At 73.1% G+C, this 24,669-nt stretch carries 22 protein-coding genes; 10 read left to right on the forward strand and 12 right to left on the reverse strand.

Going from position 1 to position 24,669, the window contains the following annotated elements; all coding sequences use genetic code 11:
• Positions 1-117: 117 nt before the first annotated feature.
• Both ACFWXO_RS00195 and ACFWXO_RS00200 read right to left on the reverse strand, forming a co-directional pair.
• On the reverse strand, positions 118-432 hold the full coding sequence (locus ACFWXO_RS00195) for a hypothetical protein (protein WP_380395893.1): 315 nt from the start codon (positions 430-432) through the stop codon (positions 118-120).
• Positions 433-491: 59 nt separating this feature from the next.
• Positions 492-1,031: a GNAT family N-acetyltransferase gene (locus tag ACFWXO_RS00200; RefSeq protein WP_380520909.1), complete on the reverse strand. Its 540-nt coding sequence runs from the start codon at positions 1,029-1,031 to the stop codon at positions 492-494.
• 89 nt (positions 1,032-1,120) lie between these two features.
• Here ACFWXO_RS00200 and ACFWXO_RS00205 point away from each other — a divergent pair, with 89 nt between their 5' ends.
• The 6 genes from ACFWXO_RS00205 (at position 1,121) to ACFWXO_RS00230 (ending at position 7,142) form a co-directional block, all read left to right on the forward strand.
• Entirely contained in the window at positions 1,121-2,308 is a 1,188-nt protein-coding gene (locus tag ACFWXO_RS00205) for an acyl-CoA dehydrogenase family protein (RefSeq protein ID WP_380395895.1), read from the forward strand.
• 74 nt (positions 2,309-2,382) lie between these two features.
• A complete protein-coding gene (locus tag ACFWXO_RS00210; RefSeq protein WP_380520912.1) occupies positions 2,383-2,760 on the forward strand; it encodes a hypothetical protein in 378 nt (125 codons plus the stop codon).
• Positions 2,761-2,765: 5 nt separating this feature from the next.
• Entirely contained in the window at positions 2,766-3,563 is a 798-nt protein-coding gene (locus ACFWXO_RS00215) for an ATP-grasp domain-containing protein (protein WP_380520914.1), read from the forward strand.
• Between the two features lie 173 nt (positions 3,564-3,736).
• A complete protein-coding gene (locus ACFWXO_RS00220) occupies positions 3,737-4,615 on the forward strand; it encodes an alkaline phosphatase family protein (RefSeq protein ID WP_380520916.1) in 879 nt (292 codons plus the stop codon).
• Between the two features lie 507 nt (positions 4,616-5,122).
• Positions 5,123-5,605, forward strand: coding sequence for a hypothetical protein (locus ACFWXO_RS00225; RefSeq protein ID WP_375890675.1), 483 nt, complete (start codon positions 5,123-5,125; stop codon positions 5,603-5,605).
• Between the two features lie 220 nt (positions 5,606-5,825).
• Complete coding sequence (locus tag ACFWXO_RS00230; RefSeq protein WP_380520918.1) at positions 5,826-7,142, forward strand: multidrug effflux MFS transporter; 1,317 nt, start codon at positions 5,826-5,828, stop codon at positions 7,140-7,142.
• Between the two features lie 97 nt (positions 7,143-7,239).
• Here ACFWXO_RS00230 and ACFWXO_RS00235 read toward each other — a convergent pair whose 3' ends face one another.
• The 10 genes from ACFWXO_RS00235 to ACFWXO_RS00280 all read right to left on the reverse strand — a co-directional run bounded on the left by ACFWXO_RS00235 (position 7,240) and on the right by ACFWXO_RS00280 (position 18,976).
• A complete protein-coding gene (locus tag ACFWXO_RS00235; protein WP_380520921.1) occupies positions 7,240-9,294 on the reverse strand; it encodes a glycosyl hydrolase family 18 protein in 2,055 nt (684 codons plus the stop codon).
• A gap of 495 nt (positions 9,295-9,789) precedes the next feature.
• Entirely contained in the window at positions 9,790-10,362 is a 573-nt protein-coding gene (locus ACFWXO_RS00240) for a hypothetical protein (protein WP_380520922.1), read from the reverse strand.
• 186 nt (positions 10,363-10,548) lie between these two features.
• Positions 10,549-11,526, reverse strand: a complete 978-nt coding sequence (locus ACFWXO_RS00245) for an ABC transporter substrate-binding protein (protein WP_375890666.1) — start codon at positions 11,524-11,526, stop codon at positions 10,549-10,551.
• A gap of 50 nt (positions 11,527-11,576) precedes the next feature.
• Positions 11,577-12,254 (reverse strand): ABC transporter permease, encoded by a 678-nt coding sequence (locus ACFWXO_RS00250; protein WP_380520924.1) that lies wholly within the window; start codon positions 12,252-12,254, stop codon positions 11,577-11,579.
• Positions 12,251-12,919, reverse strand: coding sequence for an ABC transporter permease (locus tag ACFWXO_RS00255; RefSeq protein WP_375890662.1), 669 nt, complete (start codon positions 12,917-12,919; stop codon positions 12,251-12,253). Before ACFWXO_RS00255 ends, ACFWXO_RS00250 begins: the two co-directional genes overlap by 4 nt.
• Positions 12,909-14,090 (reverse strand): ABC transporter ATP-binding protein, encoded by a 1,182-nt coding sequence (locus tag ACFWXO_RS00260; RefSeq protein WP_380520927.1) that lies wholly within the window; start codon positions 14,088-14,090, stop codon positions 12,909-12,911. Before ACFWXO_RS00260 ends, ACFWXO_RS00255 begins: the two co-directional genes overlap by 11 nt.
• Positions 14,091-14,368: 278 nt before the next feature.
• The gene (locus ACFWXO_RS00265; RefSeq protein ID WP_375890658.1) at positions 14,369-14,755 is read right to left on the reverse strand and encodes a rhodanese-like domain-containing protein; all 387 of its coding nucleotides are present in this window, start codon (positions 14,753-14,755) and stop codon (positions 14,369-14,371) included.
• Complete coding sequence (locus ACFWXO_RS00270; protein WP_380520929.1) at positions 14,749-15,336, reverse strand: cysteine dioxygenase; 588 nt, start codon at positions 15,334-15,336, stop codon at positions 14,749-14,751. Before ACFWXO_RS00270 ends, ACFWXO_RS00265 begins: the two co-directional genes overlap by 7 nt.
• Before the next feature lie 217 nt (positions 15,337-15,553).
• Positions 15,554-15,631 (reverse strand): putative leader peptide, encoded by a 78-nt coding sequence (locus tag ACFWXO_RS00275; protein ID WP_101948289.1) that lies wholly within the window; start codon positions 15,629-15,631, stop codon positions 15,554-15,556.
• A 195-nt stretch (positions 15,632-15,826) separates the two neighbouring features.
• Entirely contained in the window at positions 15,827-18,976 is a 3,150-nt protein-coding gene (locus ACFWXO_RS00280; RefSeq protein ID WP_380520931.1) for a hypothetical protein, read from the reverse strand.
• A 486-nt stretch (positions 18,977-19,462) separates the two neighbouring features.
• On the opposite strand from ACFWXO_RS00280, the gene ACFWXO_RS00285 reads away from it, so the two are divergent.
• The 4 genes from ACFWXO_RS00285 (at position 19,463) to ACFWXO_RS00300 (ending at position 24,584) form a co-directional block, all read left to right on the forward strand.
• Positions 19,463-20,305, forward strand: a complete 843-nt coding sequence (locus tag ACFWXO_RS00285; RefSeq protein WP_375890653.1) for a nitrilase-related carbon-nitrogen hydrolase — start codon at positions 19,463-19,465, stop codon at positions 20,303-20,305.
• Between the two features lie 11 nt (positions 20,306-20,316).
• Positions 20,317-21,747 carry a dihydropyrimidinase gene (gene hydA, locus ACFWXO_RS00290; RefSeq protein ID WP_380520934.1) on the forward strand — a complete coding sequence of 477 codons (1,431 nt, stop codon included), beginning with the start codon at positions 20,317-20,319 and terminating at the stop codon, positions 21,745-21,747.
• A 148-nt stretch (positions 21,748-21,895) separates the two neighbouring features.
• Entirely contained in the window at positions 21,896-22,909 is a 1,014-nt protein-coding gene (locus ACFWXO_RS00295) for a TIGR03842 family LLM class F420-dependent oxidoreductase (RefSeq protein WP_380520935.1), read from the forward strand.
• A 91-nt stretch (positions 22,910-23,000) separates the two neighbouring features.
• Positions 23,001-24,584, forward strand: a complete 1,584-nt coding sequence (locus ACFWXO_RS00300; RefSeq protein ID WP_380520936.1) for an NCS1 family nucleobase:cation symporter-1 — start codon at positions 23,001-23,003, stop codon at positions 24,582-24,584.
• Positions 24,585-24,669 lie beyond the last annotated feature (85 nt).

Raw genomic sequence — 24,669 nt, forward strand, 5'->3', positions numbered from 1 at the left:
GGGGGGGGTGGGGGTGGGCGGCGTGGGGGGCGGGGGGCGGGGGGTCGGTGTCCCCCAAACCGTTCCATGATTCCAAAATGGTTCATCTCTCCGCCCAACACTGTCATCTGTTATCTGTCAGTCGTCAGTCGTCAACCGCTCCGCCTGCACCTCGGGCCGCTTGCTGTCCCACAGCAGCTCCCAGACCTTGAACACGCAGTGGTAGTCCCGCATGCTCCCCCGCGAGATCAGCAGGTACGTGTCCCCGTCCCGCAGCAGCGTCTGCTGCCGACTGCTCATCGGATGCTCCGGGGTGTAGGTCGGGACGATCCGCCGCAGCTCCGCGACGGCCTCCTCCCGGGTGCCCTCGACCTCGCCGAGCACCTTGTTGCCCCAGGTCCGGTCCTTGCCGATCCCGACCGTCTCCTCGACGACCAGCGCCCAACGCGCCATGCCCCGCCTCCCCTTCCGTGTTCCGTACCGGCCGTTCGCGTTCGGCCCGGCCGTTCCCGTCAGCGCACCAGCGACTTGAACAAGATGGTCGTCGGGTGCAGCACGCCGGTCGTGTCGGCCGCGTAGTCGGGCACCGAGCCGACCCGGGTCCAGCCCGCCGCCTCGTACATCCGCTCGGCCGGGCTGCCCGTCTCGGTGTCCAGCACCAGCAGCCGGATCCCCGACCGAGCCGCCCGCTCCTCCAGCGCCGCCAGCAGCCGCCCGGCCAGCCGCTGCCCGCGGTCCGCCGGGTGCACCATCAGCTTGGCCACCTCGCCCCGGTGCCGCCCGTTCGCCGTCGTGGCCGGCCGCAGCTGCACCGTCCCGGCGAGCCGCCCGTCGGCCGCCGCCCGGGCGGTCCACAGCACCAGCCGTCCAGCCGCGAGCTCGGGGACCAGTGCCCGCCACCACGCCGCGGACTCGTCCGGCTCCAGCGGGGCGAGGAAGCCGACCGAGGCACCGTCGTGGACGGTCGCCGTCAGCAGCCCGGCGAACTCGGCCACCGAGCCGTCCAGTTCCTCGGCCGTCACCTCGTCGACCACGTACGCCGTGCCGGACATGTCGCCTTCCTCACTCGCTCCCGTCGGTCCCTGACCGGGCGGGTTGCGGAATACTCGCCGATGTCCCGCCGAGACTACAAGGAGCTTCCATGCCGAAGCCGACCCGGATCGACCCGGCCGACCTGCTCGCGGTCGGCGACCTCCTCACCGACGAGGAGCGGCTGGTCCGTGACACCGTCCGCCGGTTCACCGAGGAGCGGATCCGCCCGCACATCGGCGACTGGTTCGAGCGCGGTGTCTTCCCGGCCCGCGAACTCGCCCCCGAACTCGGCGCGCTGGGCGTGCTCGGCATGCACCTCGACGGCTACGGCTGCGCGGGCGCCGACGCCGTGGCGTACGGGGTCGCGTGTATGGAGCTGGAGGCGGCCGACTCGGGGCTGCGCAGCTTCGTCTCGGTCCAGGGCTCGCTGGCGATGCGCTCGATCCACGCCTTCGGCTCGGAGGAGCAGAAGCAGCGCTGGCTGCCCGGGATGGCGGCCGGTGAGCTGATCGGCTGCTTCGGCCTCACCGAGCCCGACTTCGGCTCGGACCCGGCGAACATGCGCACCCGGGCGGTCCGCAAGGGCGGCGAGGGCGGCGACTGGGTGCTGTCCGGCAGCAAGATGTGGATCACCAACGGCAGCATCTCCGACGTCGCCGTGGTCTGGGCGCAGACCGAGGAGGGCGTGCGCGGCTTCCTGGTCGAGCGCGGCACCCGTGGCCTGACCGCGACCGACGTGCACGGCAAGCTCTCCCTGCGCGCCTCCGTCACCAGCGAGCTGGCCTTCGACGAGGTCGTGCTGCCCGCCGACGCCGTGCTGCCCGGCGTCACCGGCCTGCGCGGCCCGCTCTCCTCCCTCAACGAGGCCCGCTACGGCATCCTCTGGGGCACCGTCGGCGCCGCCCGCGACTGCTACACCGCCGCGCTGGACTACGCGAAGAGCCGGATCCAGTTCGACCGCCCGATCGCCGGCTTCCAGCTGACCCAGCAGAAGCTGGTCGAGATGATGCTGGAGGTCGAGAAGGCGTACCTGGTGGCCCTGCGGATCGGCCGGCTCAAGGAGGAGGGCGCGGCCCGCCCGCCGCACGTCAGCTTCGGCAAGCTCAACAACGTGCGCACCGCGCTGGAGATCGCCCGTAGCGCCCGGACCGTCCTCGGCGCCAACGGCATCACCACCGAGTACCCGGTGCTGCGGCACGCCAACAACCTGGAGTCGGTGCTCACCTACGAGGGCACCAGCGAGATCCACACCCTGGTCCTCGGCGAGGCCATCACCGGTGAGTCCGCCTACCGCTGACCGACCGCCGCCCCCCGCCCCGAACGGCGAATAACCGGTGGCCGGGCCCCTCACGGCCCGGCTACCGTCCCGCCATGACCAGTCAGCCCGCCCGGCAGCACCTCCCGACCACCACCCTCTGGCGCCCCACCGGCCCGGAGGAGCTGGCCCTGGTCGAGGCCGCCGACCGGCGCGCCTGGCCGCCCCGGCTGCCCGAGCAGCCGATCTTCTACCCCGTGCTGAACGAGGACTACGCGATCCGGATCGCCCGCGACTGGAACGTGCCCGCCTCCGGCGTCGGCTACGTCACCCGCTTCGAGGTGGAGACGGACTTCCTCGCCCGCTACCCGGTGCAGCGGGCCGGCGGCCGGACGATCCTCGAACTCTGGGTGCCCGCCGAGGAGTTGGAGGAGTTCAACCGGCACATCGTCGGACGGATCGAGGTCGTCCACGAGTTCCGCCCGGTGGGCTGACGGCCGTGCGCGCGCCCGTCCTGCTCACCTCGGCCCAGCCGACCGGCACCACCGGCCTGCTCACCGGGGCCGCCGCCCGCCGGGGCCTGGCCACCGCCGTACTGGCCGGGCCGGACACGGTCGGGCGGCTCGCCGGACGGCCCGTCCACTGGTACGGCGGGCCGCTCGCGGCCGCCCGGATCGCGGCGCCGCTCGGGCTCGCCCTGCTCGAACCCGAGGACGACTGGCTCGCCCGCCTCCCGGAGGAGTTCACCCGCCGCCGGATCGAACTCACCACCCTTGCCGAGGCCTGGACGCTGCGCCACCCCGCCTTCGTCAAGCCGCCCGCCGACAAGTCCTTCCCGCCCGCCGTCCACCCGGACGGCTCCCGGCTGCCCCGCACCGGCGAGCGGATCGGCCCGGACACCTCCGTCCTGGTCAGCGAGCCGGTGACCTTCACCGCCGAGTACCGGCTGTTCCTGCTCGACGGGCAGGTGCGCACCGGTAGCCGCTACGCGCGCTTCGGCCGGCTCGACCCGGCTCCGCTCACCGCCGAGGCCACCGCGTTCGCCCGCCGCCTGCTCGACGCCGTCGGGGGCACCGGGCCGCTCGCCCTGCCCAGCGCCGTCGCGCTGGACGTCGGCCCGATCGCCGACCCGTACGACCCGGTCGAGCACTGGGCCGTGGTCGAGGCCAACCTGCCCTGGTTCGCGAACTGCTACGCCGCGGACCCGGACGGCGTCCTGGACGTCGTCCTGCGCGCGGCGGGGCCGGCCGCCGACCTCGCGGAGTCCGACCGCCGCTTCGTCCGGGCGGCGGGCTGACCTCGCAACACCTCGCGACACCTCGCTAGGCTCCCGACGCTCCCGACACCTCGCGGACACCAGCCGTTCGGCACCCCGTCGCCGACCGGTACGGCCGGCCGTGAAGCATGGCGCGGTCGGCGGCGCCCTCGGCGGGCGCGGCCGGGTGTGCACGACCGAAAGGAAGCCCCACCATGTCCGCAGTCCAGTGGCCCCGCCCCCGCGTCCTCGTGGTCGGGATCGACGGAGTCCGCCACGACTACCTCGCCCAGGTGCCGATGCCGCGCCTCCAGGAGGTCGCCGAGGCCGGGTTCCTGGTGCCGGTCACCGTCGCGGACTCCACCCCGACCATGTCCGGACCGTGCTGGGCCACCATCGTGACCGGCGTCGAGCCCGCCAAGCACGGCGTCTGGGGCAACCACCTCGGCGGCAACCGGCTGGACGTCTTCCCCGACTTCGCCACCCGCCTCAACCGCGGCGACCGCCGCCGCACCTTCGTCGCGGCCGGCTGGGACCCGCTGATGATCAACGAGTCCGGCGGCCCGCTGTTCCGCGCCCCCGGCCGGCTCTCCTACGTGGCCCCCGCCGAGGACACCCCCGAGGCCTGGGAGGCCGTCGACGAGGAGGTCACCCGGGAGGCCGTCCACGTCCTGGGCACCGCCGACCCCGAGGCCTCCTTCGTCTACCTGGGCGCCGTGGACGAGACCGCCCACTTCCTCGGCTGCGGCGAGGAGTACCGCGCCTCGATGCGCACCGCCGACGAGCGCCTCGGCCGCCTGCTCGACGCCGTCCGCGGCCGGGAGGGCTATCCGCAGGAGCAGTGGACCGTCATCGTGGTCACCGACCACGGGCACGTCGACGCCGGCGGCCACGGCGGCCGCACCGTCGAGGAGCGGACCGCCTGGGTCGCCTGCGCCGGGCACGACATCCCGGCCGGCCCGCCCGCCGGCGAGATCCGCCACCCCGACGTCGCCGCCCAGGTGTACGCCTCGCTGCTGCGCCCGATCGACCCGCACTGGACCCTCGACGGCCGCCCCTTCCCCGTCGCCCGGCCGGTCGCCGCGACCGTCTGACCCGGCGCCCCGCCCCCAGTCCCAGCCCCGGTCCAGCCCTGGCTCCGGCCCGCCGTGCGCCCCGTCCGCCACGGGCCGGTGCCCCGGGTGCAGCACACCGGGCTGCGGCGGCGCCCCGCCTGGGTCAGGCTCGATCGGGGCCCGGGACGTACCCGGGCCCGGCGTGGCAGCCCGAGCGCCGGAGCGGCACCTACCTCCGGGGTCGGCCCCACGGACATACGCCTGAAGGTGGAGACGGTACCCCGTGGGTTGGATGCAAGCTCGCGACCTGGTGGTGACGATCCGGAAGGTCGGCCCGCGCCACCATGGATACACCCGGACGGCGGACCGTTCAGCTCGGACGGGTCACGGACGGGCCGGCGACGGTCCCGGCCGCACCGGACGTCGTACAGGCACCGGGCGTCGTACAGGCACCGCACGCAGCACAGGCAACGGACGCAGCACAGGCATCGGACGTACCGGACCCACCGGACGCACCGGCACCGCACACGGAGAGGGCAGCCAGGCATGAAGGGCATCGTGAGCAAGGTCGCGCTGGGAGTCGCGGGCACCGGCATGGCCGTCGCCGTGGCAGCGGTGGCAATCGGCCCGCGGGTGTCCGAGTGGTACGACGGGCGCCACCAGGAGCAGGCCGCGTTCGACAGCGGCTCGCAGGCCAAGGCCGAGCGTCGCTCGATGCCGACCTGGCTGCCCGACAACGCCTCCTCGGTCAAGTACCTGAGGTCCACCACCGGCGACGACCGGCTGCTGCGCGCCACCCTCCCCGAGGGCCGGCTGCCCTCCGGCTGCAACACCGGGGTGCCGGGCAAGGGGCCGCACCCGGTGCCGGTCTCGCTCAAGGCGGGCTGGTTCCCGGAGGGCATCGCGGCCAAGGCCATCGGCACCTGCGGGCACTACAATGTGACGCTCACCGGCAACCAGCTCTACGCGTGGCAGGACGGCGCGACACTGCAGGCGGCCCTTCGCGCCGAGCACGTCGCCAAGCACTGAGGGTGCTGACCGGGCACTGGTCCCGGATCAGCCGTCCTGACCAGGGAACGAACGGCCCGCCGGGCACCGGAAGGTGCGGGCGGGCCTTCGTCGTGCGCGTGCTGTGGATCGGCCGGTGGGCGGATCCGTCCCGGTGCACCCCTGCCGTCAACGCGTCCGAGGGGCTGCGATAGGACGGATCGCGAACGAACCCCACGTCACCGCGTCCGTTAGGAGAGCCATGCCCGGCCCGACCGTCGGTCCCACCGACGACACGTCGACCGATCCAGCCCAAGCCCCGGCCCCGGCGTCCGGCAGGTCGGCAGCCGCCGGCCGGGCCACCGTCGTCGTCCTCGGCGGCCTCACCGCGCTCGGCCCGCTCACCACCGACCTCTACCTGCCCGGCCTGCCCGCGATCGCCGACGACCTGGTCGCCGAACCGGCGGCCGTCCAGCTCACCCTCACCTTCTCGATGGTCGGGGTGGCGGCCGGGCAACTGCTCTTCGGGCCGCTCAGCGACCGCTTCGGGCGCCGGCCGCCACTGCTCGCCGGGCTGGTCGTCTACACCCTGTCCAGCGTGGTGTGCGTGTTCGCGCCGAACCTGGCGGTGCTGATCGCGGCCCGCTTCGTCCAGGGCGCGGCCGGGTCGGCCGGACTGGTCATCGGAAGGGCCGTCGCCCGGGACCGCTTCCAGGGCGTGGCGATGCTGCGCTTCCTCGCCTCGATCGCGCTGATCTCCGGGCTGGCACCGATCCTCGCCCCGATCATCGGGGCGCAGCTGATGCGCTTCACCTCCTGGCGCGGCACCTTCGGGGCGCTGACGGCGCTCGGACTGCTGCTCACCCTGGCCGCGTTCGGCGCGCTGCGCGAGAGCCTGCCGCCGCAGGCCCGGGACGGCGGTGGGGTCGCCGCGACGCTGCGCACGATGGCGCGGCTGCTGCGCCACCTGCCCTTCCTGGGGCTGGCGTTGACCAGCTCGCTGGCGTTCGGCGCGCTGTTCGGGTACATCAGCGGGTCTTCGACGGTCCTCCAGCACGTCTACCAGGTGTCGCCGCAGACCTACAGCCTGCTGTTCGGGCTGAACTCGCTCTCCATCGTGGTGATGACCCAGCTGAACGGGCGGGTGCTTGCGCCGCGCTTCGCCGCGAGGTCGCTGATGCTGGCCGGGCTCGGGACGGCGGTCGCGGCCGGGGTGGCGCTGGTGCTGCTGACCGCGGTGTGGGACTTCGGGTTGGCCGGGTTCTGCCCGCCGCTGTTCGTGCTGATGGGCAGCCTCGGGGTGGTGCTGCCGAACACGGCGGCGCAGGCGCTGAGCCTGGTGGAGCCGCAGGCGGCCGGGACGGCCTCGGCGCTGTTGGGGACGGGCAACTTCCTGTGCGGCGCGGTGGTCGCGCCGTTGAGCAGCCTCGGCGGGCGGCCGTCGGCGACCCTGCTGGCGCTGGTGGTGCTGGGCTGCGGTGTGCTGGCGCTGGCGACGTACGCGACGCTGTGCCGGCCTGGGCAGCTGCGGGAGGGGGCGGAGGGGTCTGAGCGGGCCCGAGTGGGCCCGGACAGATGACAACAAACGGATAACAGCTGACAGATGTTGAAATCTGTCAGCTGTTATCCGTTATCTGTTACTTGTCAGCTGTCAGCTGCCGTCTGCCGCCCGTCGCTCAGGAGATCGAGAAGTCGTCCCCGTACACGCTGCCCTGCCCGTACCAGCCGTGCAGGTACACCGTGACGCTGCCGGAGGCGTCGGTGGTGAAGGGGACGGAGAGCTTGGTCCAGCCCGAGGAGATGGTCCAGGTGCTGGCGTTGGCGCCACCGCTGACACCCAGGTAGGCGTAGTTGCCCTGCACCCAACCGCTCAGCGTGTAGCTGGTGTTGGGCTTGAGCGTCACGGTCTGGGTGCAGTCGCCGGTCTGGCTCGCGGAGGCCGCGGCCTGCAGCGCGTACGAGCCGGAGTGGACCGGCGTGGTCACGATGCCGCCGCCGCTCTGGCAGGTCCAGGGGGCCACCTTGCCGGTCTCCAGGTCACCGTTGACCAGGCCGGTCGACGGGGCCGTGCCGGTGACGGTCAGCGAGTAGGTCGCCGTGTGGCTGCCGGAGGGCGCGGTGGCCGTCACGGTCAGCGGGTAGGTGCCCGCCGCCGCGGCCGAGGTGGTGGCGATGTTCAGGGTGGCGCTGTTGCCGGCGGTGACGCTACCGGGGGTGACGGTGGCGGTGACGCCGGTCGGGGCGCCGCTGACCGAGAGGTTGACGCTCTGCGCCGAGCCCGCCGTGACCGCCGTGGCGATCGCCGCCGAGGCGGACGAACCGGCCGCGACGGTACCGGAGTTCGGGTTCACCGCGACCGAGAAGTCGTTGCCCGGCTGGTTGCCCGTGACGGTCAGCGTGAAGACGCCGGTGTGGCTGCCGGAGGCCGCGCTGCCGGTGACCGTCAGCGGGTAACTCCCGGGCACCACCGACGAGGTGGTGGTGACGTTCAGGGTGGCGCTGTTGCCGGCGGTGACGCTGCCGGGGGTGACGGTGGCGGTGACGCCGGTCGGGGCGCCGCTGACCGAGAGGCTGACGTTCTGCGCCGAGCCCGCCGTGACCGCTGTCGCGATTGCCGCCGAGGCGGACGAACCGGCCTTTACGGTGGCGGAGTTGGGGTTCACCGCGACCGAGAAGTCGTTGGTCACCGTCGAGCCGCTGGTGAAGGGCGCGAAGATGTGGGTGAAGTCCCAGGTGCCCTGGTTGATCCCGGAGCAGGAGTCGTCCCCGCCCTTGCCCGGGCAGCCGCCGTTGTCGCGCTGGAGCGCCCAGAAGGACAGCGTGTTGATGCCCTTGGACACCGCCCAGTTGTACACGGTGGTGGCGTTGGCGACCGTGAAGGTCTCGGCGGCGCCGAAGTCGTCGATGCCGGGCATCTCGGTGATCCCGATCGAACCCCACAGCTGGGCGGGGGACTTGGTCGGGTAGAGCTGGGCCAGCTGGTTGTACAGGCCCTGCGCCGAGGTCTGGGTGTCCGCCGCCATGTCGTGGGTGGCGTTGTCGTAGTAGTCGAAGGTCATCATGTTGACGACGTCGATCCGCGCCTTGTTGCTGACGGCGTTGCGCAGTACCGCGAGGCCGTTGTCGGCCAGCCCGCCGGTGGTGGTCGGCAGCGTGTAGGAGAACTGGATGCTGCGCCCGTTGGCGGCGGCCCAGTCCTGCACGACCTTGATCGCCTTGTTGCGGCGGTCGATGCCGGCCGTGTTGGTCAGCGAGTTGTCCTCGATGTCGAGGTCGATCCGGCTGATGTCGTAGGTGGTGATCAGGTTCTCGTAGGCGGTCGCGATCTGGTTGACGTCGGTGCAGCTGTCCGCCAGTTCGGTGCCGGTGTTGTCGGCGGTGTAGCCGCCGAAGGAGGGGATCACGTCCCCGCCGTTGGCGCGGATGGTGGCGATGTCGGCGCCGAAGGTGGAGGAGGACACCGGCTTCGAGGTGTCGCCGTTCCAGTACGGGGTGCAGGAGCCCTTGGTGGCGGCCTGGAGGAAGGCCATCGTCAGGTACTTGGCGCCGGACTGGGCGGCCAGGGTGGCGGGGCTCTGACCGGTCCAGGACTCGAAGTAGGGCGCGAAGACCCGGGTGGGGAGCGGGGTGGCGGCCTGGGCGGAGCCCGTCCCGGCGGCGACCAGACCGGCCGAGGCGGCCAGTGTGACGCAGGCCGTCAGCGCGGCCCGGAGGGTTCTGCGAAGACGCATGGATTCTCCAACAGACTTGGTGGGGCAGGACGTTGGGGATGTGCGGGCCACGGCTCGTCCGGTGGTCGTGTGGGGTCGACCGCGCGGACGTGCGGAGCCGGAGGCGGGTGTGCGGGGGCGGGTGCAGGGGGCGTTCGATGCGGACACAAGGGCGTGCGGAGCCCACCGCCTCGGGTGGAGGCGGGAGGTGGTGCGGGAGGTGGTGCGAAGGTGCGCACGCCGTACGGAGCGGGGGTGGAGCGGAGCAGGGCAGGGCAGTGCCTCAGCCGCCGGTGGTCACACCCCCACAGTGCATCCCGGTCGGATCGACATGCTTATGTTTGGACTAGACCACTGGTCTGTCAAGAGACCTAACAGTTCGTCAGCGGACGGCCCCGGCCACCGAAGGGCGGGGACGCCGATGGCCGCGCACCCGGCGGGCGGGGCGCGGCCACGGCTGCCCGGAGCTCAGGACACCGGGCGGTTCGGGGTGGTGCGGGGGTGGCGTGGACGGCGTCAGCGCGCCGCGGGGCAGAGGGTGGAGCGCAGTGCGTCGTCGATCTTCGCGGCGGTGTCCGGTCCGAAGCCCTGCGGGTGCTCGGGCGAGGTGAAGTGCTGGTCGGCCAGTTGGGCCAGCTTCGCCTTGTCCTTGGGGAACTGGTACAGCGCCTGGCACTGCTTGCGGGCCTGTTCCACCGCCTGGTCGGGCTTGCCGCCGACGATCGCCGGGTCGATCGCGTTCAGTGCGGCGACCACCTTGCCGGTCAGGTCGGCGTCCGGCTTGGCGGGCAGGCCGGCGTCGGCCGGCGGTGCGGGCTTGGCCGGGGCCGAGCCGTCCGCGCCGGCCGTGGAGCCCGGGTCGGCGGGCGCGGACGGCGCGGCCGTGGTGGGTGCCGGGGTGCCTGTCGAGGCCGTGGCGTCGGCCGTTGCGTCAGCGGTGGCGGCGACGGTGGGGGAGCCGGCCGCGACGGTGGCCTTGGCCGAGCTCGAGCCGGAGCCCGATCCCGAGCTCGAACCGGAGCTGGAGCAGGCAGCGAGGCTCACCGCGGCGAGTGCCGTGAGGGAGGCGGCGAGGAGACGAGTGCGCATGGCGCCACACTGTCATGTTCGCGGCGTAGAAGGGAAGGTCCCGTGGGGCCGCCCCGAACGGCCCGGGAACGGCGAACGGCGGCCCCGGAGGGAAACCCTCCGCGCCGCCGTCCGCTGCCGTCGATCCCCGGGCCGGGCCAGGTCGAGCCGGGCCGGGTCCAGCCGGGTCAGGACCGGGTCGGACCGTCAGCCGAGCCCGTTGCTCTTCAGCCAGTCCTTGGCCACCGCCGACGGGTCCTCCTTGTCGACCGAGACCCGCTTCATCAGCGCCGTCAGCCCGGCCGTGTCGAGCTTGGCCGACACCGCGTTGAGCGCCGCCGTCGCGTTGGCGTCCACGCCGGCCTTGTTGATCAGCGGGGTGACGTTCTGCGCGCCGAAGACGTTCTTCGGGTCGCTCAGCGGCACCAGCTTGTACTGGACGATCTTCGGGTCGGTGGTGAACACGTTGCCGACCTGGATGTTGCCGTCCTTGAGCGCGTTCGCGGTGGTGTCGGCGGTTGGCTTCCACTCCTTGAAGGTCAGCCCGTAGACGTCCTTGAACTGCTGCTCGCGGCGGGTCTTGAACTCCGGCGGGCCGCCGATGGTGAACTCGCCGGCCTTGGCCGCGAGGTCCGCGATGCTCTTGAGGCTGTACTTGTCGGCGGTCTCCTGGGTGACGCTGAGCGAGTCCTTGTCCTCCGCGGGGGAGGAGTCGAGGATCGCCAGCGAGGCGGGCAGCGCCTTGGTCAGCGCCGCGTTCACGTCCGGGGTGGTGACGGCGGTGTTCTTGGCGTCCAGGTAGGCGAGCAGCGCGCCGTTGTACTCGGGCAGGACGGTCAGGTTGCCGCTCTGCAGCTGCCCGTAGAGCACCTCGCGGCTGCCGATGTTGAACTTCTCCTGGACCTTGACGCCCTTGGCCTTGAGGGCCTGGGAGTAGATCGAGCCGAGCAGCACGTTCTCGGGGAAGTTCGCCGAGCCGACCACCACGGTCCCGCCGGAACCGCCCGCACCGCCGGACCCGCCCGAGGCGGCACCGCTGCCGGAGGCCGTGGCGCCGGCTGAGGCGCTCGACCCGCCGCCGAGCGGGTCGCCGCTGCCCGATGAGCCGCAGGCGGTGGCGCCCAGGGCGAGTGCGGCGAGAGTGCCGAGGAGCACGGCGCGGCGGCTTCCCTTGAATGTCGACATGGTGACAGTTGTCCTTCCGGAGCGGATGGGAGGGAGAAGAGGGAGGGGCCTCAGCGGGTCCGGCGCTGGGCGCGCACCCCGGGCGGGAGCGCGAACCGGGCGAGCAGGGCGAAGAACAGTTGGGCGCCGACCGCGAGCAGCACCACCAGCAGCGCGCCGCCCACGGTCACCGCGTACTGCCGGGTGGCCAGCCCGTCGATGACGTAGCGGCCGAGGCCGCCCAGCCCGACGTAGGCGGCCACCGTGGCGGTCGCGATCACCTGGACGGTCGCGGTCCGGAAGCCCGCCAGCAGGGTCGGCGCGGCGGAGGGCAGGCAGACCTGGAACAGCACCTGCGGGTGGGTGAGGCCGATCCCGCGCGCGGCGTCCCGGACGTCCGGGTCGGTGCCGCGCACCCCCTCGACGGCCGCCACCAGCAGCGGCGGCGCCGCCAGGGCGACCAGCGGGAACAGGACGGCGGTGTCGCCGACCCCGGCGAGCAGCACCGCGAGCGTGACCAGGCCCAGGGTCGGCAGGGCGCGGGCGGCCCCCGCCAGCGCGGTGACCACCGTGACCCCGCGCCCGGTGTAGCCGATCAGCAGCCCGAGCGGGACGGCCAGCAGCGCCGCGAAGAGCAGGGCCTCGCCGGAGAGCAGCAGGTGCTCGGAGACCCGGTGCACGACCGAGTCCGGACCGCTGCGGCGGTCCGGGGCGGAGAAGAAGTCGCTCAGCCAGTTCAGCCAGTTCACGAGCCCGCCCCCTGCTCCCGGACGGCCCACGGCGCGAGCAGCCGGCGGGCGGCCACCAGCAGCAGGTCGACGGCCAGCGCCAGCACGGCGATCAGCACGATCCCGGCCACGATCGGGGTCGGGAAGGTCCGCTGGAAGCCGTCGATGAACAGGTAGCCCAGCCCACCGCGGCCGATCAGCGCGCCGACGCTGGCCAGCGAGATGCTGGACACCGCCGCGACCCGCAGCCCGGCGATCAGGTACGGCACGGCGGCGGGCAGTTCGACGGCGGTCAGCCGGTGCCAGGGCCCGTACCCCATCGCGGTGGCGGCCTGCCGGACGGAGTCCGGGACGGCGCGCAGCCCGTCCACCGTGGTCGGCAGCAGGACGGCGAGGGCGTAGAAGGTGAGCGGGATCATCACGGTCGCCTGGGTGGCGAGCCCGGTGTACGGGATCAGCACCACGAAGACGGCCAGCGAGGGCAGCGCGTAGACGATGTTGAAGACGGCGGACAGCGGCTGGTACAGCCGGGGGAAGCGGGCGCAGGCCAGGCCGAGCGGGACCGCCAGCAGCAGGCCGATGAGCACCGGGACCAGGGCGATCACGGCGTGGTCGGCGAGCAGGTTGCCGAGGTAGCCGACGTGGTCGCCGATCCAGTACCAGCGGACGATCGGTTCATCGTCCACCGTCGGCTCCGTCCGCCGGGGTCTGCGCGGGTGGCTGCGGGAGCGCTTCGTCCGCCGCGTCCGCCGCGTCCGCTTCGTTCGCCGGGACCTCCGGGTCCGCCTTGGTGAGGGCGACCGGCGTGAGGGCCGGAGTGGGGGCGACCGGCGTGAGCGCGGCCAGGACGGCCTCCCGGCCCGCGGTGCCGACCGCCCGGCCGTCGGCGTCCAGCGCGACCGCGACCCCGGCGGGGGAGAGCACGGCGGCGTCCAGCGCGGCGCGCAGGGTGTCGGTGTCCGGGCGGTAGCCGGCGACCGGCTGCAGCTCGGTGGCACCGGCGGCGCGGTCGATCCAGCCGATCGGGCGGCGCTCGTCGTCCAGGGCCAACTCCCAGCCCCCGTGGCCGGGTCCGTCCTCGATCGGGCGGAGCTCGACGGCCTTCGCGGGCCGCAGGCCCAGGCCGCGCAGGCCCCGGTCGCGGCCGAGGAAGGCGGCCACGCCGTCGTCCGCGGGGGCGGTGAGCAGGGTGTGCGGGTCGGCCAGCTGGGCGATCCGGCCGTGCTCGCGCAGCACCACGACCTGGTCGCCGAGCCGCACGGCCTCCTCGATGTCGTGGGTGACGAACAGCACGGTCTTGTGCAGCTCGGACTGCAGGCGCAGCAGCTCCTCCTGGAGCCCGGCCCGCACCACCGGGTCGACGGCGCTGAACGGTTCGTCCATCAGCAGGACCGGCGGGTCGGCGGCCAGCGCCCGTGCCACGCCGACCCGCTGCTGCTGGCCGCCGGACAGCTGGAACGGGTAGCGCTTGGCGGTCTCGGGGGCGAGGCCGACCAGTTCGAGCAGTTCGGCGGCCCGGGCCCGGGCCTTCTTGCGGTCCCAGCCGAGCAGGTAGGGGACGGTGGCGATGTTGTCGATCACCTTGCGGTGCGGGAACAGCCCCGCCTGCTGGATCACGTACCCGATGCCTCGGCGCAGCTTGGCGGGTTCCAGTTCGGCGACGTCGGCGCCGTCCAGCAGCACCCGGCCCGAGGTGGGCTCGACCATCCGGTTGACCATGCGCAGCAGGGTGGTCTTGCCGCACCCGGAGGGCCCGACCAGGACGGTTATCCGACCGGTCGGGACTTCCAGGTCCAGTCCCTCGACCGCGATGGTGCCGTCTGGGTGGCGCTTGCCGGCGCCCTCGAATCTGATCACGGAGTGTTTCCTCGTCAGGGCGCCCCGGGGAGGCGGCGCCTGTGTCGGTCGGTCTTTCGGGTCGTTCGGTTGGCGGCGGTCGCACCGCCCGGGCGTTCTTCCGCCCGCCTGGCTGCCCAGCTTCGGACCGGCGGAAACTCTGATCAGACTATGACCTGCATCATCTCCTGTCCCTGATTTACCGCCCGGCACGTGGCGTGACTCCCGTCCCGGCGGCCCGCCGGCCCGGGAGGTGACCCGGGCTCAGCCGCCCGGGAACACCCCATGTGACCTCGGGTTCAGTCGCCCGGACGGGTCGGCAGCCCGGACGCCGCCCAGCCGACGAAACCGCCGTCGAGATCCGTCGCCCGGTGCAGCCCGAGCTCGCGCAGCGAGGCCGCGGCCAGACTGGAGGCGTAGCCCTCGGAGCAGACCACGATCACCTCGACGTCGTAGCCCGAGGCCTCGGGGATCCGGTGACTGCCCGTAGGGTCGAGCCGCCACTCCAGCACGTTGCGCTCGATCACCAGCGCGCCGGGGATCCCGCCCTCGGCGGCCCGCTGCGCCACCGGACGGATGTCCACCAGCAGCGCGCCGTCCAGCTGGGCCTGGTACGCCTCCCGGGCGCGCGGGCGGTGGACGCCCTCGCGGGCCCGCTCCACCAGGTCGTCGATCGTGGTCACCATTGCTCCGGTCCTTCCTCAGAGGTGCGGACGAGCCCGCCGGCCCGCAGGTCGTAGTGCGCCATCGAGCTCAGCGGGGGCGAGTAGGCGTGCAGGGTGACCGCCGGGCCCGAGGCGGTGTTGCGCACGTCGTGCACGTACTCCGGGCCGAAGGCGCGGGCGGTGCCGGCCGGGACCCTGCGGATCAGCAGGCCCTGGTCGGGGCCGCCGAGGGACAGCTCCTCCAGTTCGCCGAGTGCGACGGTGAACGCGCCGCGCGAACCGCCGTGGTCGTGGAAGCCGGTCGACTGGCCGGGCAGCCAGCTGATCAGCCAGACCTCGTGGTCGTCGTCGGCGACCAGCCGCTGGTACCAGCGCTCCTCGGTGGAGAGCCGGACCAGGTGGATCCACTGGTCGGGCCGCTCGGCGAGCTCGCGGACCACGGTCCGCAGGGTGCTCGGGCTGAGCGGGGGCTGTGCGGGGTCGGCGGCGGGGCCGGTCGTGGGGCCGGTGACCGGGGCGGTGGTGGCGCCCGTGGCGGGGCCGGCGGCCGGTGGTTGCTCGGGGCGGCGGGTCGGGGTCTCGGTTGCGAGGTCCAGGCTCATGAGGCGTCCTCGGGTGCGGCGGGAACGTCGGGAGGGGCGCTCGGATCCGGCGGCGGGGCCGCGGGCTGCGGGCCGCGGGCCGGCGGAGCGGCCCGTGCTCGGCCGGGCACGGCACGGGCGGTGCCGCCGGGCGGGCGGGTTTCAGGACTGCGGGTACGGGTGCGCGGTGCGGGTCCTGGCAGTGGTCACAGGGCGGAACCGGCGAAGTGGAACAGGGTCAACAGGCACAGATGGAACTCGCCTGGCGTCGCAGATCGACGTGCAGGCGGCAAACCAGAGTGGTGCCGGAGTCCATGCCCCGGATCTTTTCCGAGCCGGTCGCACGAAGTCAAGCCGGGGCGCCCGTTCGTTGCGGCCTGTTGCGCCCCGTGAACGGGCGGCCCGACGCCCCGGCCGGGGAGCCGGCTCAGCGCGCTGCGCAGCCTGCTGCCCGGCTCCCTGCCTGGCTCCCTGCTCAGCTCCCTGCTCAGCTCCCTGCTCAGCTCCCTGCTCAGCTCCCGGTCCGGTCCTCGGCGGGCCGCTCGGGTGCTGTGGGCTCTTCGCCCCGCGGCTGCGCGGGCACGGGTGCGGGTGGCGCGGTGGCCGCCGCAGCGGCGGACAGCGCCTGTTCGATCACCGGGCCGGCCTGCTCGCCCAGGTAGCGGCCGAGCGTCTGGTAGGCGTCGAACTGCTGGTGGTCGAACCACTGGTCGCTGGTGCCGTCGTTCGGGAAGGCCGGGTGGGTCACCGCGTAGGACTGCAGCTCGTACGGCATGTCGGCGGTCAGCACCGCCTGGAGGACGATCAGCGTGCCGTGCCGTTCGGAGTCGGGCTCGCCGTCGATGGCCGGGTAGCGGACGTCCCCGGTGATCACGCCCCGGGCCGAGAGCCGTTCGGAGAGCTGGGCCGCCAGCCCGCGCAGGGGCGTGCCGCCGTCGGCGTCGGTCCCGTCGGCACCGGCCCCGTCGTGGTCGCTGCCGTGGCCCCCGTCGGGGGTGCGGCCGGTGGTGGCGCTGCCCGGGATCAGCAGCTCCGGTCGGTGCAGGGTGATGACGACGCCGAGCTCCTCGCGGGCCAGGGTGATGGCGGCGGCCAGGTTGGCGGCGTAGCCGGAGTCCCCGCTGGCGTCGATGCTCACCGCCGTCCGGACCCGGTGCCGTAGCAGTTCGACCAGCCCGAGGTTCTCGTAGTGCCCGCCGTCGGTGGTGAGCAGGAAGCGGTCGTCCGCCGGGAACCGGCCGGTCAGTTCGCGGAGCTGGTAGGGCAGTCGGCGTACGGCGGGCTCCCCGGCGCGGCGCCAGTCGGGCGTGCCGGACCAGGCCGGGCCGAGCTCCGCCGGGTTGGGCAGCCACGTCCCGAGCCGGGCGTTGGTGACCGCGAACAGGCCCTGGTAGACCCGGGACTGGCGGCCCATCGCGGAGGAGAAGGCGGCGCCGGAGACGGCCATCGCGGACTGCACGGTGAGGTCGCGGGCGATGTGCCGACGAGTCCGCCGCTCCAGCAGGTCGGTGCGCGCGTAGCCGACGTCCGGGCCGCCCACGTAGTCGTACGAGAGCGAGAAGGAGACCGCCCGACGGCCGGGCGGGGTACGGGAGTTGCCCGACAGGTTGGCTGCCGCCGAGAAGATCACCTGGGGGAAGTCGGGGTGCCGGGCGCCGTAGTGGCTCAGCCAGGTCTGCTCCCGGTAGAAGTCGTACCGGCGGGCGAGCGAGCGGCCGCCCTCGGTGACCCGGCGGACGGCGAAGGCCGAGGCCAGGCGCAGCCGGTAGAACGGGTGCAGGCTCATCCAGGTCTGGTCGAGGTTCAGCCCGACGGCGCCGAGCACCAGCGGCAGCAGCACCTGGACGGCCGTCGGCCAGGCGTACCCGGTGGCGATCGCCCAGCCGAGGGCCAGCAGCGCACCGGCCGTCAGAGTGCCGAGGGCGGCCCAGACCACCAGGTACTGCGGGAGGTTGGCGGTCAGCCCGCCGCCGATCCGGCCGGCGCCGCGCAGCGCCCCGGCGGCCGCGCGCACGCCGCTGCCGATCGCCCGGCGGTCGCGCCAGAGTATGCCGAGCAGCAGGGCGAGGTAGCTGAGCACCACGGTCAGGCTGAGCCCCGCGCCGGTCAGTCGCGGGCCGGCCGCCAGCGCCTGCTGGAGCCGGACCGCGCCCCAGGCCAGGCCCGGCACCGCCAGCACCCCGAGGGCCAGCAGCCCGGCCAGCGCGAGCGCGGCGTAGTTGAGCCGGCGCAGCGCGCGCGGCAGCAGCGCGTGCCAGCCGAGCGGTGGGAAGGCCAGCAGCCAGAGCAGCCAGCAGCAGGCCGCCGCGCCCAGTACCACGCCGAGGGCGGCCAGGGCGGGGGCGCGGAACTCCAACCCGCCCGGCACGGCGCCCGGGTGGCGCAGGCCGGCGGCGGCCAGCGCGTCCAGGTCGGTGACCGGGACGGCGTGGTAGAAGCGGCTGAGGCCGAGGCCGAGCACCAGCACGGCGGCCAGCAGCAGGGTGAGCGCCGAGAGCACGCCGCGCAGCAGCGTGCCGAGGGCGACCAGCCACTCGCCGGTGCCGTCGGCGATGTACTTGCTGTGGCGGCGGAGGTGGTCCTCCTCCGGGGAGCCGGGTTCAAGCACCGTGTCGGCCGTCAGGCCCGAGACGGCGCGGACCGGGCTGCCGGGGGCGGAGTCGCTGAGCGCGAGCTGCAGCGCGCCCACGGTGTACCCGCCGCCGGAGACGGAGACCAGGTAGCGGGCCCGTTTCAGCCCCGGGCGTAGGGCCTGGAGCGCGCCGAGCGTGACGCAGGCCGAGCGGATGCCGCCGCCCGAGGCGCAGAAGCCCAGCTCGGCGGGCTCGCGGCCGGGCGGCACCCGGCCGGCGTCCCGCCAGTGGGCGTGGGCGCCGGGAGCGTCGGGTGGCGTCGCCGCCTGCTGCCGCCGGGAGTCGCGCGGCGGTTCGTGGGGTGGTTCGTGCGGTGGTTCGGATCGGGACGCGTGCCGGAGCCCGTGCCGGGGCCCGTGCAGCGGGCGGCCGTGCCGGGTGAGGACGGGCCAGGGCGGTATCAGCGCCGGGCGGTCCGGGTCGGCGTCGTCACCCGGCTTCACCGCCGTGGCGCGCAACCCGCGGGCGGCCCTGGCGGCCGTCACCGCGAGCAGGGCCGCGGCCGCCACCCCGGCGGGCAGGAGCAGCAGCCGGCTGACGGTGGTGAGCGCCGCCGCCACCGCGAAGGGGGTGTCGGAGTCGGCGTGGTCGAGCCCCAGGCGCAGCAGGACGTCGGCGGCGAGGTCGCAGCCGGCGGCGAGCAGCCCGGCGGCCCCGACCATCAGGGCCGGCCCGAGCCGGCGGCGCCGCCCGAGCACGTACCCGCCCAGCAGGGCCGCGGCCGTCAGCGTCAGCCCGTAGCCGGCGATCAGCCAGGGCTCGTCGCCCAGGGCGGCCCGGTACGCTCCGGAGCTCCCGCCGACCACCGCCTCGGCCGCCGCCCGGGAGCCGGCCAGGCGCAGGGCCGTCAGCCCGGCCCTCGGTACCTGCCCGGGGGCGAGGAGGAGGCCGGCGGCGAGCGGCAGCAGGGCCCCGAGGGCGAGCAGCAGGCCGGCCCAGGCCGGCAGCGCTGGCGGCCGCCCCGCCGGCATGCCCGCCGTGCCCGACGTACCCGACGTGCGCTCCGCGCGCTCGTCCGTCGCTGTCATCAGTACCACCCCCCCGTTCGGCCCCCGGCCGACCGTCGATCCCCGTGGCCGATCCCGCATCCGGCCCCGCAACCGATCGCCGGATGATCAGCTCATGATCACCGAAGTCGCCCCGTAGGCGCGCCAGATGACGATCTGTCGCACCGTCAAGGCGCGTTTTACCCTGTCGTGGCCGATTCCGCACCCCCGGCGCCCGCTTTCACTCGAATGAGTAAGGAGGCCACCAATGGGGTAGATGAGCATTTCATCCCACCCATGGCCACCCGCGTGTCCGCGTAACAAGATCGCCCCGCAGGCGTTACCGCCGACGTATTGTCAGGCGACCGAAGCCCGGCCTACCGTCTACAGATCGCGCCTTCTACGCACGTAGACCCTTCCCGTAGACCCCCGCGGCCCCCGAGCGGAGCCGCGGGCGAGACCCGCCCCGTCAACCCTCAGACCGCGGGCCCGACCGCACGGCCGGGACGCGGAGTTGCGGAGGTACCCATGTCGCAGATCGTCCGTGCCGCGCTCGTCCAGACCCGCTGGACCGGCGACCAGGAGAGCATGATCGCGCTCCACGAGCGGTACGCCCGCGAGGCCGCCGCCCAGGGCGCGAAGATCATCGGCTTCCAGGAGGTGTTCAACGCCCCGTACTTCTGTCAGGTCCAGGAACCCGAGCACTACCGCTGGGCCGAGGCCGTCCCCGACGGGCCGACCGTGCGCCGGATGCAGGACCTCGCCCGCGAACTGGGCATGGTGATCGTCGTACCGGTCTACGAGGAGGAGCAGACCGGCGTCTACTACAACACCGCCGCGGTGATCGACGCGGACGGCAGCTACCTCGGCAAGTACCGCAAGCACCACATCCCGCAGGTCAAGGGCTTCTGGGAGAAGTACTACTTCAAGCCCGGCAACCTCGGCTGGCCCGTCTTCGACACCGCCGTCGGCAAGGTCGGCGTCTACATCTGCTACGACCGGCACTTCCCCGAGGGCTGGCGCGCCCTGGGCCTGGCCGGCGCGCAGATCGTCTACAACCCCTCCGCCACCAGCCGCGGCCTGTCCGCCTACCTCTGGCAGCTCGAACAGCCCGCCGCCGCCGTCGCCAACGAGTACTTCGTCGCCGCCATCAACCGGGTCGGCACCGAGGAGTACGGCGACAACGACTTCTACGGCACCTCCTACTTCGTCGACCCGCGCGGCCAGTTCGTCGGCGAGGCCGCCTCCGACAAGGAGGAGGAACTGGTCGTCCGCGACCTCGACCTCGGCCTGATCGAACAGGTCCGCCAGCAGTGGGCGTTCTACCGCGACCGCCGGCCCGACGCCTACGGACCCCTCGCCGAGGCCTGAGGAGCAGCGCGATGACCACCCGTGACCCGCAGCAGCGCACCGTCGTCCGCGGCGGCCTCGTCATCACCGCCACCGACGAACTCCACGCCGACGTCCTGATCGAGGGCGAGCGCGTCGCCGCCCTGGCCGCCACCGGCAGCGCCGCCGCCGAGGCCTGGACCGCCGACACCGTCATCGACGCCACCGGCCACTACGTCATCCCGGGCGGCGTCGACGCCCACACCCACATGGAGCTGCCGTTCGGCGGCACCGCCGCCTCCGACACCTTCGAGACCGGCACCCGCGCCGCCGCCTGGGGCGGCACCACCACCATCGTCGACTTCGCCGTCCAGCCCGTCGGCGGGGCGCTGCGCGAGGGCCTGGACGCCTGGCACGCCAAGGCCGAGGGCAACTGCGCGATCGACTACGCCTTCCACACCATCGTCTCGGACGTCAACGACGCCGTCCTCAAGGAGATGGACACGCTGGTCGACTCCGGCGAGTCCACCTCCTTCAAGCTCTTCATGGCCTACCCCGGCGTCTTCTACAGCGACGACGGCCGCATCCTGCGCGCCATGCAGCGCGGCGCGGCCAACGGCGGGCTGATCATGATGCACGCCGAGAACGGCATCGCCATCGACGTCCTGGTCGAACAGGCCCTCGCCGCCGGGCGGACCGCCCCCCGCTACCACGGCGAGGTCCGGCGCGAACTCCTGGAGGCCGAGGCCACCCACCGGGCGATCAAGCTCGCCCAGGTGGCCGGCAGTCCGCTCTACGTGGTGCACGTCTCCGCCGCCTCGGCGCTCGACGAACTCGCCCGGGCCCGCGACGCCGGGCTCCCCGTCTTCGGCGAGACCTGCCCCCAGTACCTCTTCCTCTCCACCGACAATCTCGCCGAGGAGGGCGCCGACGGCTTCGAGGGCGCCAAGTACGTGTGCAGCACGCCGCTCCGGCCGCGCGAGCACCAGGAGGCGCTCTGGCGCGGGCTGCGCACCAACGACCTCCAGGTGGTCTCCACCGACCACTGCCCGTTCTGCTACGTCGGGCAGAAGGAACTCGGCCGCGGCGACTTCTCGAAGATCCCCAACGGCCTCCCGGGCGTGGAGAACCGGATGGACCTGCTGCACCAGGCCGTCGTGGACGGACGGATCAGCCGGCGCCGCTGGATCGAGATCGCCTGCACCACCCCGGCCCGGATGTTCGGGCTGCACCCGCGCAAGGGCACCGTCGCGCCCGGCGCCGACGCCGACCTCGTCGTCTACGACCCCACCGCGGTGCAGACCGTCTCCGCCGCCACCCACCACATGAACGTGGACTACTCGGCCTACGAGGGCCGCCGACTCACCGGCCGGGCCCGGACGGTGCTCTCGCGCGGCACCGTCGTGCTGGACGACGGCCGCTGGCTCGGCCGGGCCGGACACGGCGCCTTCCTGCGCCGGGACACCTGCCAGTACCTGACCTGATCCCCTTCGCCTTCCTTTCGGTTCTCGTCCCTTTCCTTTCCTTCCCTTCGCTTTGCATCGCTTCGCCTTCGTCTCGCCTTCGTCGCCCGGGGCCACGCCGAGTGCGCCGGCCCCGGGCCGCCCTCCCATCCCTCTCCCGGAGCACCCCATGGACATCGGCCTCGTCCTCCAGACCGACCCGCCGGCCCGCCTGCTCATCGACCGGATGATCCGCGCCGAACAGGCCGGGTTCAGCCACGGCTGGACCTTCGACTCCTGCGTGCTGTGGCAGGAGCCCTTCGTCATCTACAGCCGCATCCTGGCCGAGACCGAGCGCCTCACCGTCGGCCCGATGGTCACCAACCCCTCCACCCGCACCTGGGAGGTCACCGCCTCCCTGTTCGCCACCCTCAACGACATGTACGGCAACCGGACGGTGTGCGGCATCGGCCGCGGCGACTCCGCCATGCGGGTCGCAGGCCGACGCCCCGCCACCCTCGACCGGCTCTCCCAAGCCATGCACGCCGTCAAGGAGTTGGCCGAGGGACGCACCGCCGAGGTGGACGGCACCGAGATGCACCTGCCGTGGGTCGGCCCCGGCGCCTCGCTGCCGATCTGGATGGGCGCGTACGGGCCCAAGGCACTCGCTCTGACCGGACGTCAGGCAGACGGCTTCATCCTCCAGTTGGCCGACCCCTACCTCACCGAGTACATGGTCAAGGCCGTCCGGGCGGCCGCCGTCGAGGCGGGACGGGACCCGGCCGATGTCACCATCTGCGTCGCCGCGCCCGCGTACGTCACCGCCGACGACTCGCCCGCCGCGCTCGCCCACGCCCGGGAGCAGTGCCGGTGGTTCGGCGGGATGGTCGGCAACCACGTCGCCGATCTGGTCAGCCACTACGGCGAACACTCCGACCTGGTACCCGACGCCCTCACCGAGTACATCAAGGACCGCCAGGGCTACGACTACAGCCACCACGGACGGGCCGGGAACCCCGACACGGCCTTCGTCCCGGACGCGATCGTCGACCGCTTCTGCCTGATCGGACCGGTCGAGGCCCAGCGCGCCCGACTCGCCGAACTCCGCTCGCTCGGCGTCGACCAGTTCGCCGTCTACGCCATGCATGACGCGGTCGAGGCCACCATCGACGCCTACGGGGCGGACGTCATCCCACACCTCTGAACCGCCGGCCTCGTGAGTTCGTGGCCCCCTGGGTCTGTGGCCCCTAAGCCCGTGATTCCTTGATCCTGCCCGTGGCAGAAGGGAGTTGCCCATGGCCGACACCGTGACCGGCGGCGGCGGACAGCGGCAGCATCCCGACGGCCGGGTCGAACTCGACCCGGCCGAAGGGGTGTTGCCTCCCAACGGCTTCACCAGTGACGACCTCCGGCCGGTCCCGGTGCGGCGGCGTACCTGGACCACCTACAACTTCCTCGCGCTCTGGGTCGGCATGGCCCACAACATCCCCTCCTGGACGCTGGCTTCGGGTCTGGTCGCGCTCGGGATGGACTGGAAGCAGGCGGTGCTGACCATCGCGCTCGCCAACCTGATCGTGCTCGCGCCGATGCTCCTCACCGGACACGCCGGGACGAAGTACGGCATCCCCTTCCCGGTGTTCGCGCGGGCCTCGTTCGGGCTGCGTGGCGCCAATCTGCCCGCGCTCATCCGGGCGACGGTCGCCTGCGCCTGGTTCGGCATCCAGACCTGGATCGGGGGTGAGGGGATCTTCCTGCTGGCGGGCCGGCTTCTCGGCGAATCCTGGCGGACCGCAACCGAGTTCGGCGGCTACCCGTGGACGCAGTGGGCCTCCTTCCTGCTGTTCTGGCTGATCGAGATGGTCATCATCGCCCGGGGGATGGAGGCGCTACGGCGCTTCGAGAACTGGGCGGCGCCGTTCGTCATCGTCGGCGCGCTCGCCCTGCTGGTCTGGATCGGCGTCAAGGCGGGCGGGCTCGGCCCGTTGCTCGACCAGCCGTCGAAACTGGGCTGGGGCAGCGGGTTCTGGAAGGTCTTCTTCCCCTCGCTGATGGGGATGATCGGCTTCTGGTCCACGCTGGCGCTCAACATCCCCGACTTCACCCGCTTCGGCGGCAGTCAGCGGGCACAGATCCGCGGCCAGGCCCTCGGTCTGCCGACGACGATGACGCTCTTCGCGCTGCTGTCGGTGCTGGTCACCTCGGGCTCCGCGGCGGTGTACGGCGAACCGGTGTGGGACCCGATCAAGCTCGCCGCGAAGATGGAGAGCCCGGTGGCGCTCCTGTTCGCGCTGCTGACGGTCCTGATCGCGACGCTGTCGGTGAACATCGCGGCCAATGTCGTCTCCCCGGCGTACGACCTGGCCAACCTGGTGCCCCGGTTCGTCAACTTCCGTACCGGGGCGCTGATCACCGGGGTGGTCGGGATCGCCATCTTCCCGTGGAGGCTGACCGCCGACCCGCACGTCTACATCTACGTCTGGCTGGGCGTGGTCGGCGGCCTGCTCGGGACGGTCGCCGGGGTGCTGATCGCCGACTACTGGCTGCTGCGCCGCACCCGGCTGCAACTCGCCGAGCTCTACCGGCCGTTCGGCGCCTACTGGTACGCGGGCGGATGGAACTGGCGGGCGGTCACCGCGCTGCTGGTCGGCGGTCTGCTGGCGGTCGGGGGGTCGTACTCGACGGTGGACGCGCACGGGGTGAAGCAGGGGCCGTTCCCGGTGGACGGGTTGGTCCCGTTCCTCCAGCCGCTGGCGGACTACGGGTGGGCGGTGGGGCTCGCGTCGTCGGCGGTGGTCTACCTGGTGCTGAGCGCGGGGCGAGGAGAGGGGCGGGGCGGAACGGGTCGGGGGCAGGAGGAACGGGGAGCGGCGGGCGGGTGACAACTGGCGGGTGACAGATGTCAGCGAACGGATAACGGATAACAGATGACAGCGAACAGATTTCGAAATCTGTTCGCTGTCATCT

It is taken from the genome of Kitasatospora sp. NPDC059088 (assembly GCF_042738155.1).
GTDB lineage: Bacteria > Actinomycetota > Actinomycetes > Streptomycetales > Streptomycetaceae > Kitasatospora.

Excerpts from the sequence above, each read along its gene's own strand:
- ACFWXO_RS00195 (WP_380395893.1), bottom strand. The coding sequence starts at position 432 with ATGGCGCGTTGGGCGCTGGTCGTCGAGGAGACGGTCGGGATCGGCAAG.
- ACFWXO_RS00200 (WP_380520909.1), bottom strand. The coding sequence starts at position 1,031 with ATGTCCGGCACGGCGTACGTGGTCGACGAGGTGACGGCCGAGGAACTG.
- ACFWXO_RS00205 (WP_380395895.1), top strand. The coding sequence starts at position 1,121 with ATGCCGAAGCCGACCCGGATCGACCCGGCCGACCTGCTCGCGGTCGGC.
- ACFWXO_RS00210 (WP_380520912.1), top strand. The coding sequence starts at position 2,383 with ATGACCAGTCAGCCCGCCCGGCAGCACCTCCCGACCACCACCCTCTGG.
- ACFWXO_RS00220 (WP_380520916.1), top strand. The coding sequence starts at position 3,737 with ATGTCCGCAGTCCAGTGGCCCCGCCCCCGCGTCCTCGTGGTCGGGATC.
- ACFWXO_RS00225 (WP_375890675.1), top strand. The coding sequence starts at position 5,123 with ATGAAGGGCATCGTGAGCAAGGTCGCGCTGGGAGTCGCGGGCACCGGC.
- ACFWXO_RS00230 (WP_380520918.1), top strand. The coding sequence starts at position 5,826 with ATGCCCGGCCCGACCGTCGGTCCCACCGACGACACGTCGACCGATCCA.
- ACFWXO_RS00235 (WP_380520921.1), bottom strand. The coding sequence starts at position 9,294 with ATGCGTCTTCGCAGAACCCTCCGGGCCGCGCTGACGGCCTGCGTCACA.
- ACFWXO_RS00240 (WP_380520922.1), bottom strand. The coding sequence starts at position 10,362 with ATGCGCACTCGTCTCCTCGCCGCCTCCCTCACGGCACTCGCCGCGGTG.
- ACFWXO_RS00245 (WP_375890666.1), bottom strand. The coding sequence starts at position 11,526 with ATGTCGACATTCAAGGGAAGCCGCCGCGCCGTGCTCCTCGGCACTCTC.
- ACFWXO_RS00265 (WP_375890658.1), bottom strand. The coding sequence starts at position 14,755 with ATGGTGACCACGATCGACGACCTGGTGGAGCGGGCCCGCGAGGGCGTC.
- ACFWXO_RS00270 (WP_380520929.1), bottom strand. The coding sequence starts at position 15,336 with ATGAGCCTGGACCTCGCAACCGAGACCCCGACCCGCCGCCCCGAGCAA.
- ACFWXO_RS00275 (WP_101948289.1), bottom strand. The coding sequence starts at position 15,631 with ATGGACTCCGGCACCACTCTGGTTTGCCGCCTGCACGTCGATCTGCGA.
- ACFWXO_RS00280 (WP_380520931.1), bottom strand. The coding sequence starts at position 18,976 with ATGACAGCGACGGACGAGCGCGCGGAGCGCACGTCGGGTACGTCGGGC.
- ACFWXO_RS00285 (WP_375890653.1), top strand. The coding sequence starts at position 19,463 with ATGTCGCAGATCGTCCGTGCCGCGCTCGTCCAGACCCGCTGGACCGGC.
- hydA (WP_380520934.1), top strand. The coding sequence starts at position 20,317 with ATGACCACCCGTGACCCGCAGCAGCGCACCGTCGTCCGCGGCGGCCTC.
- ACFWXO_RS00295 (WP_380520935.1), top strand. The coding sequence starts at position 21,896 with ATGGACATCGGCCTCGTCCTCCAGACCGACCCGCCGGCCCGCCTGCTC.
- ACFWXO_RS00300 (WP_380520936.1), top strand. The coding sequence starts at position 23,001 with ATGGCCGACACCGTGACCGGCGGCGGCGGACAGCGGCAGCATCCCGAC.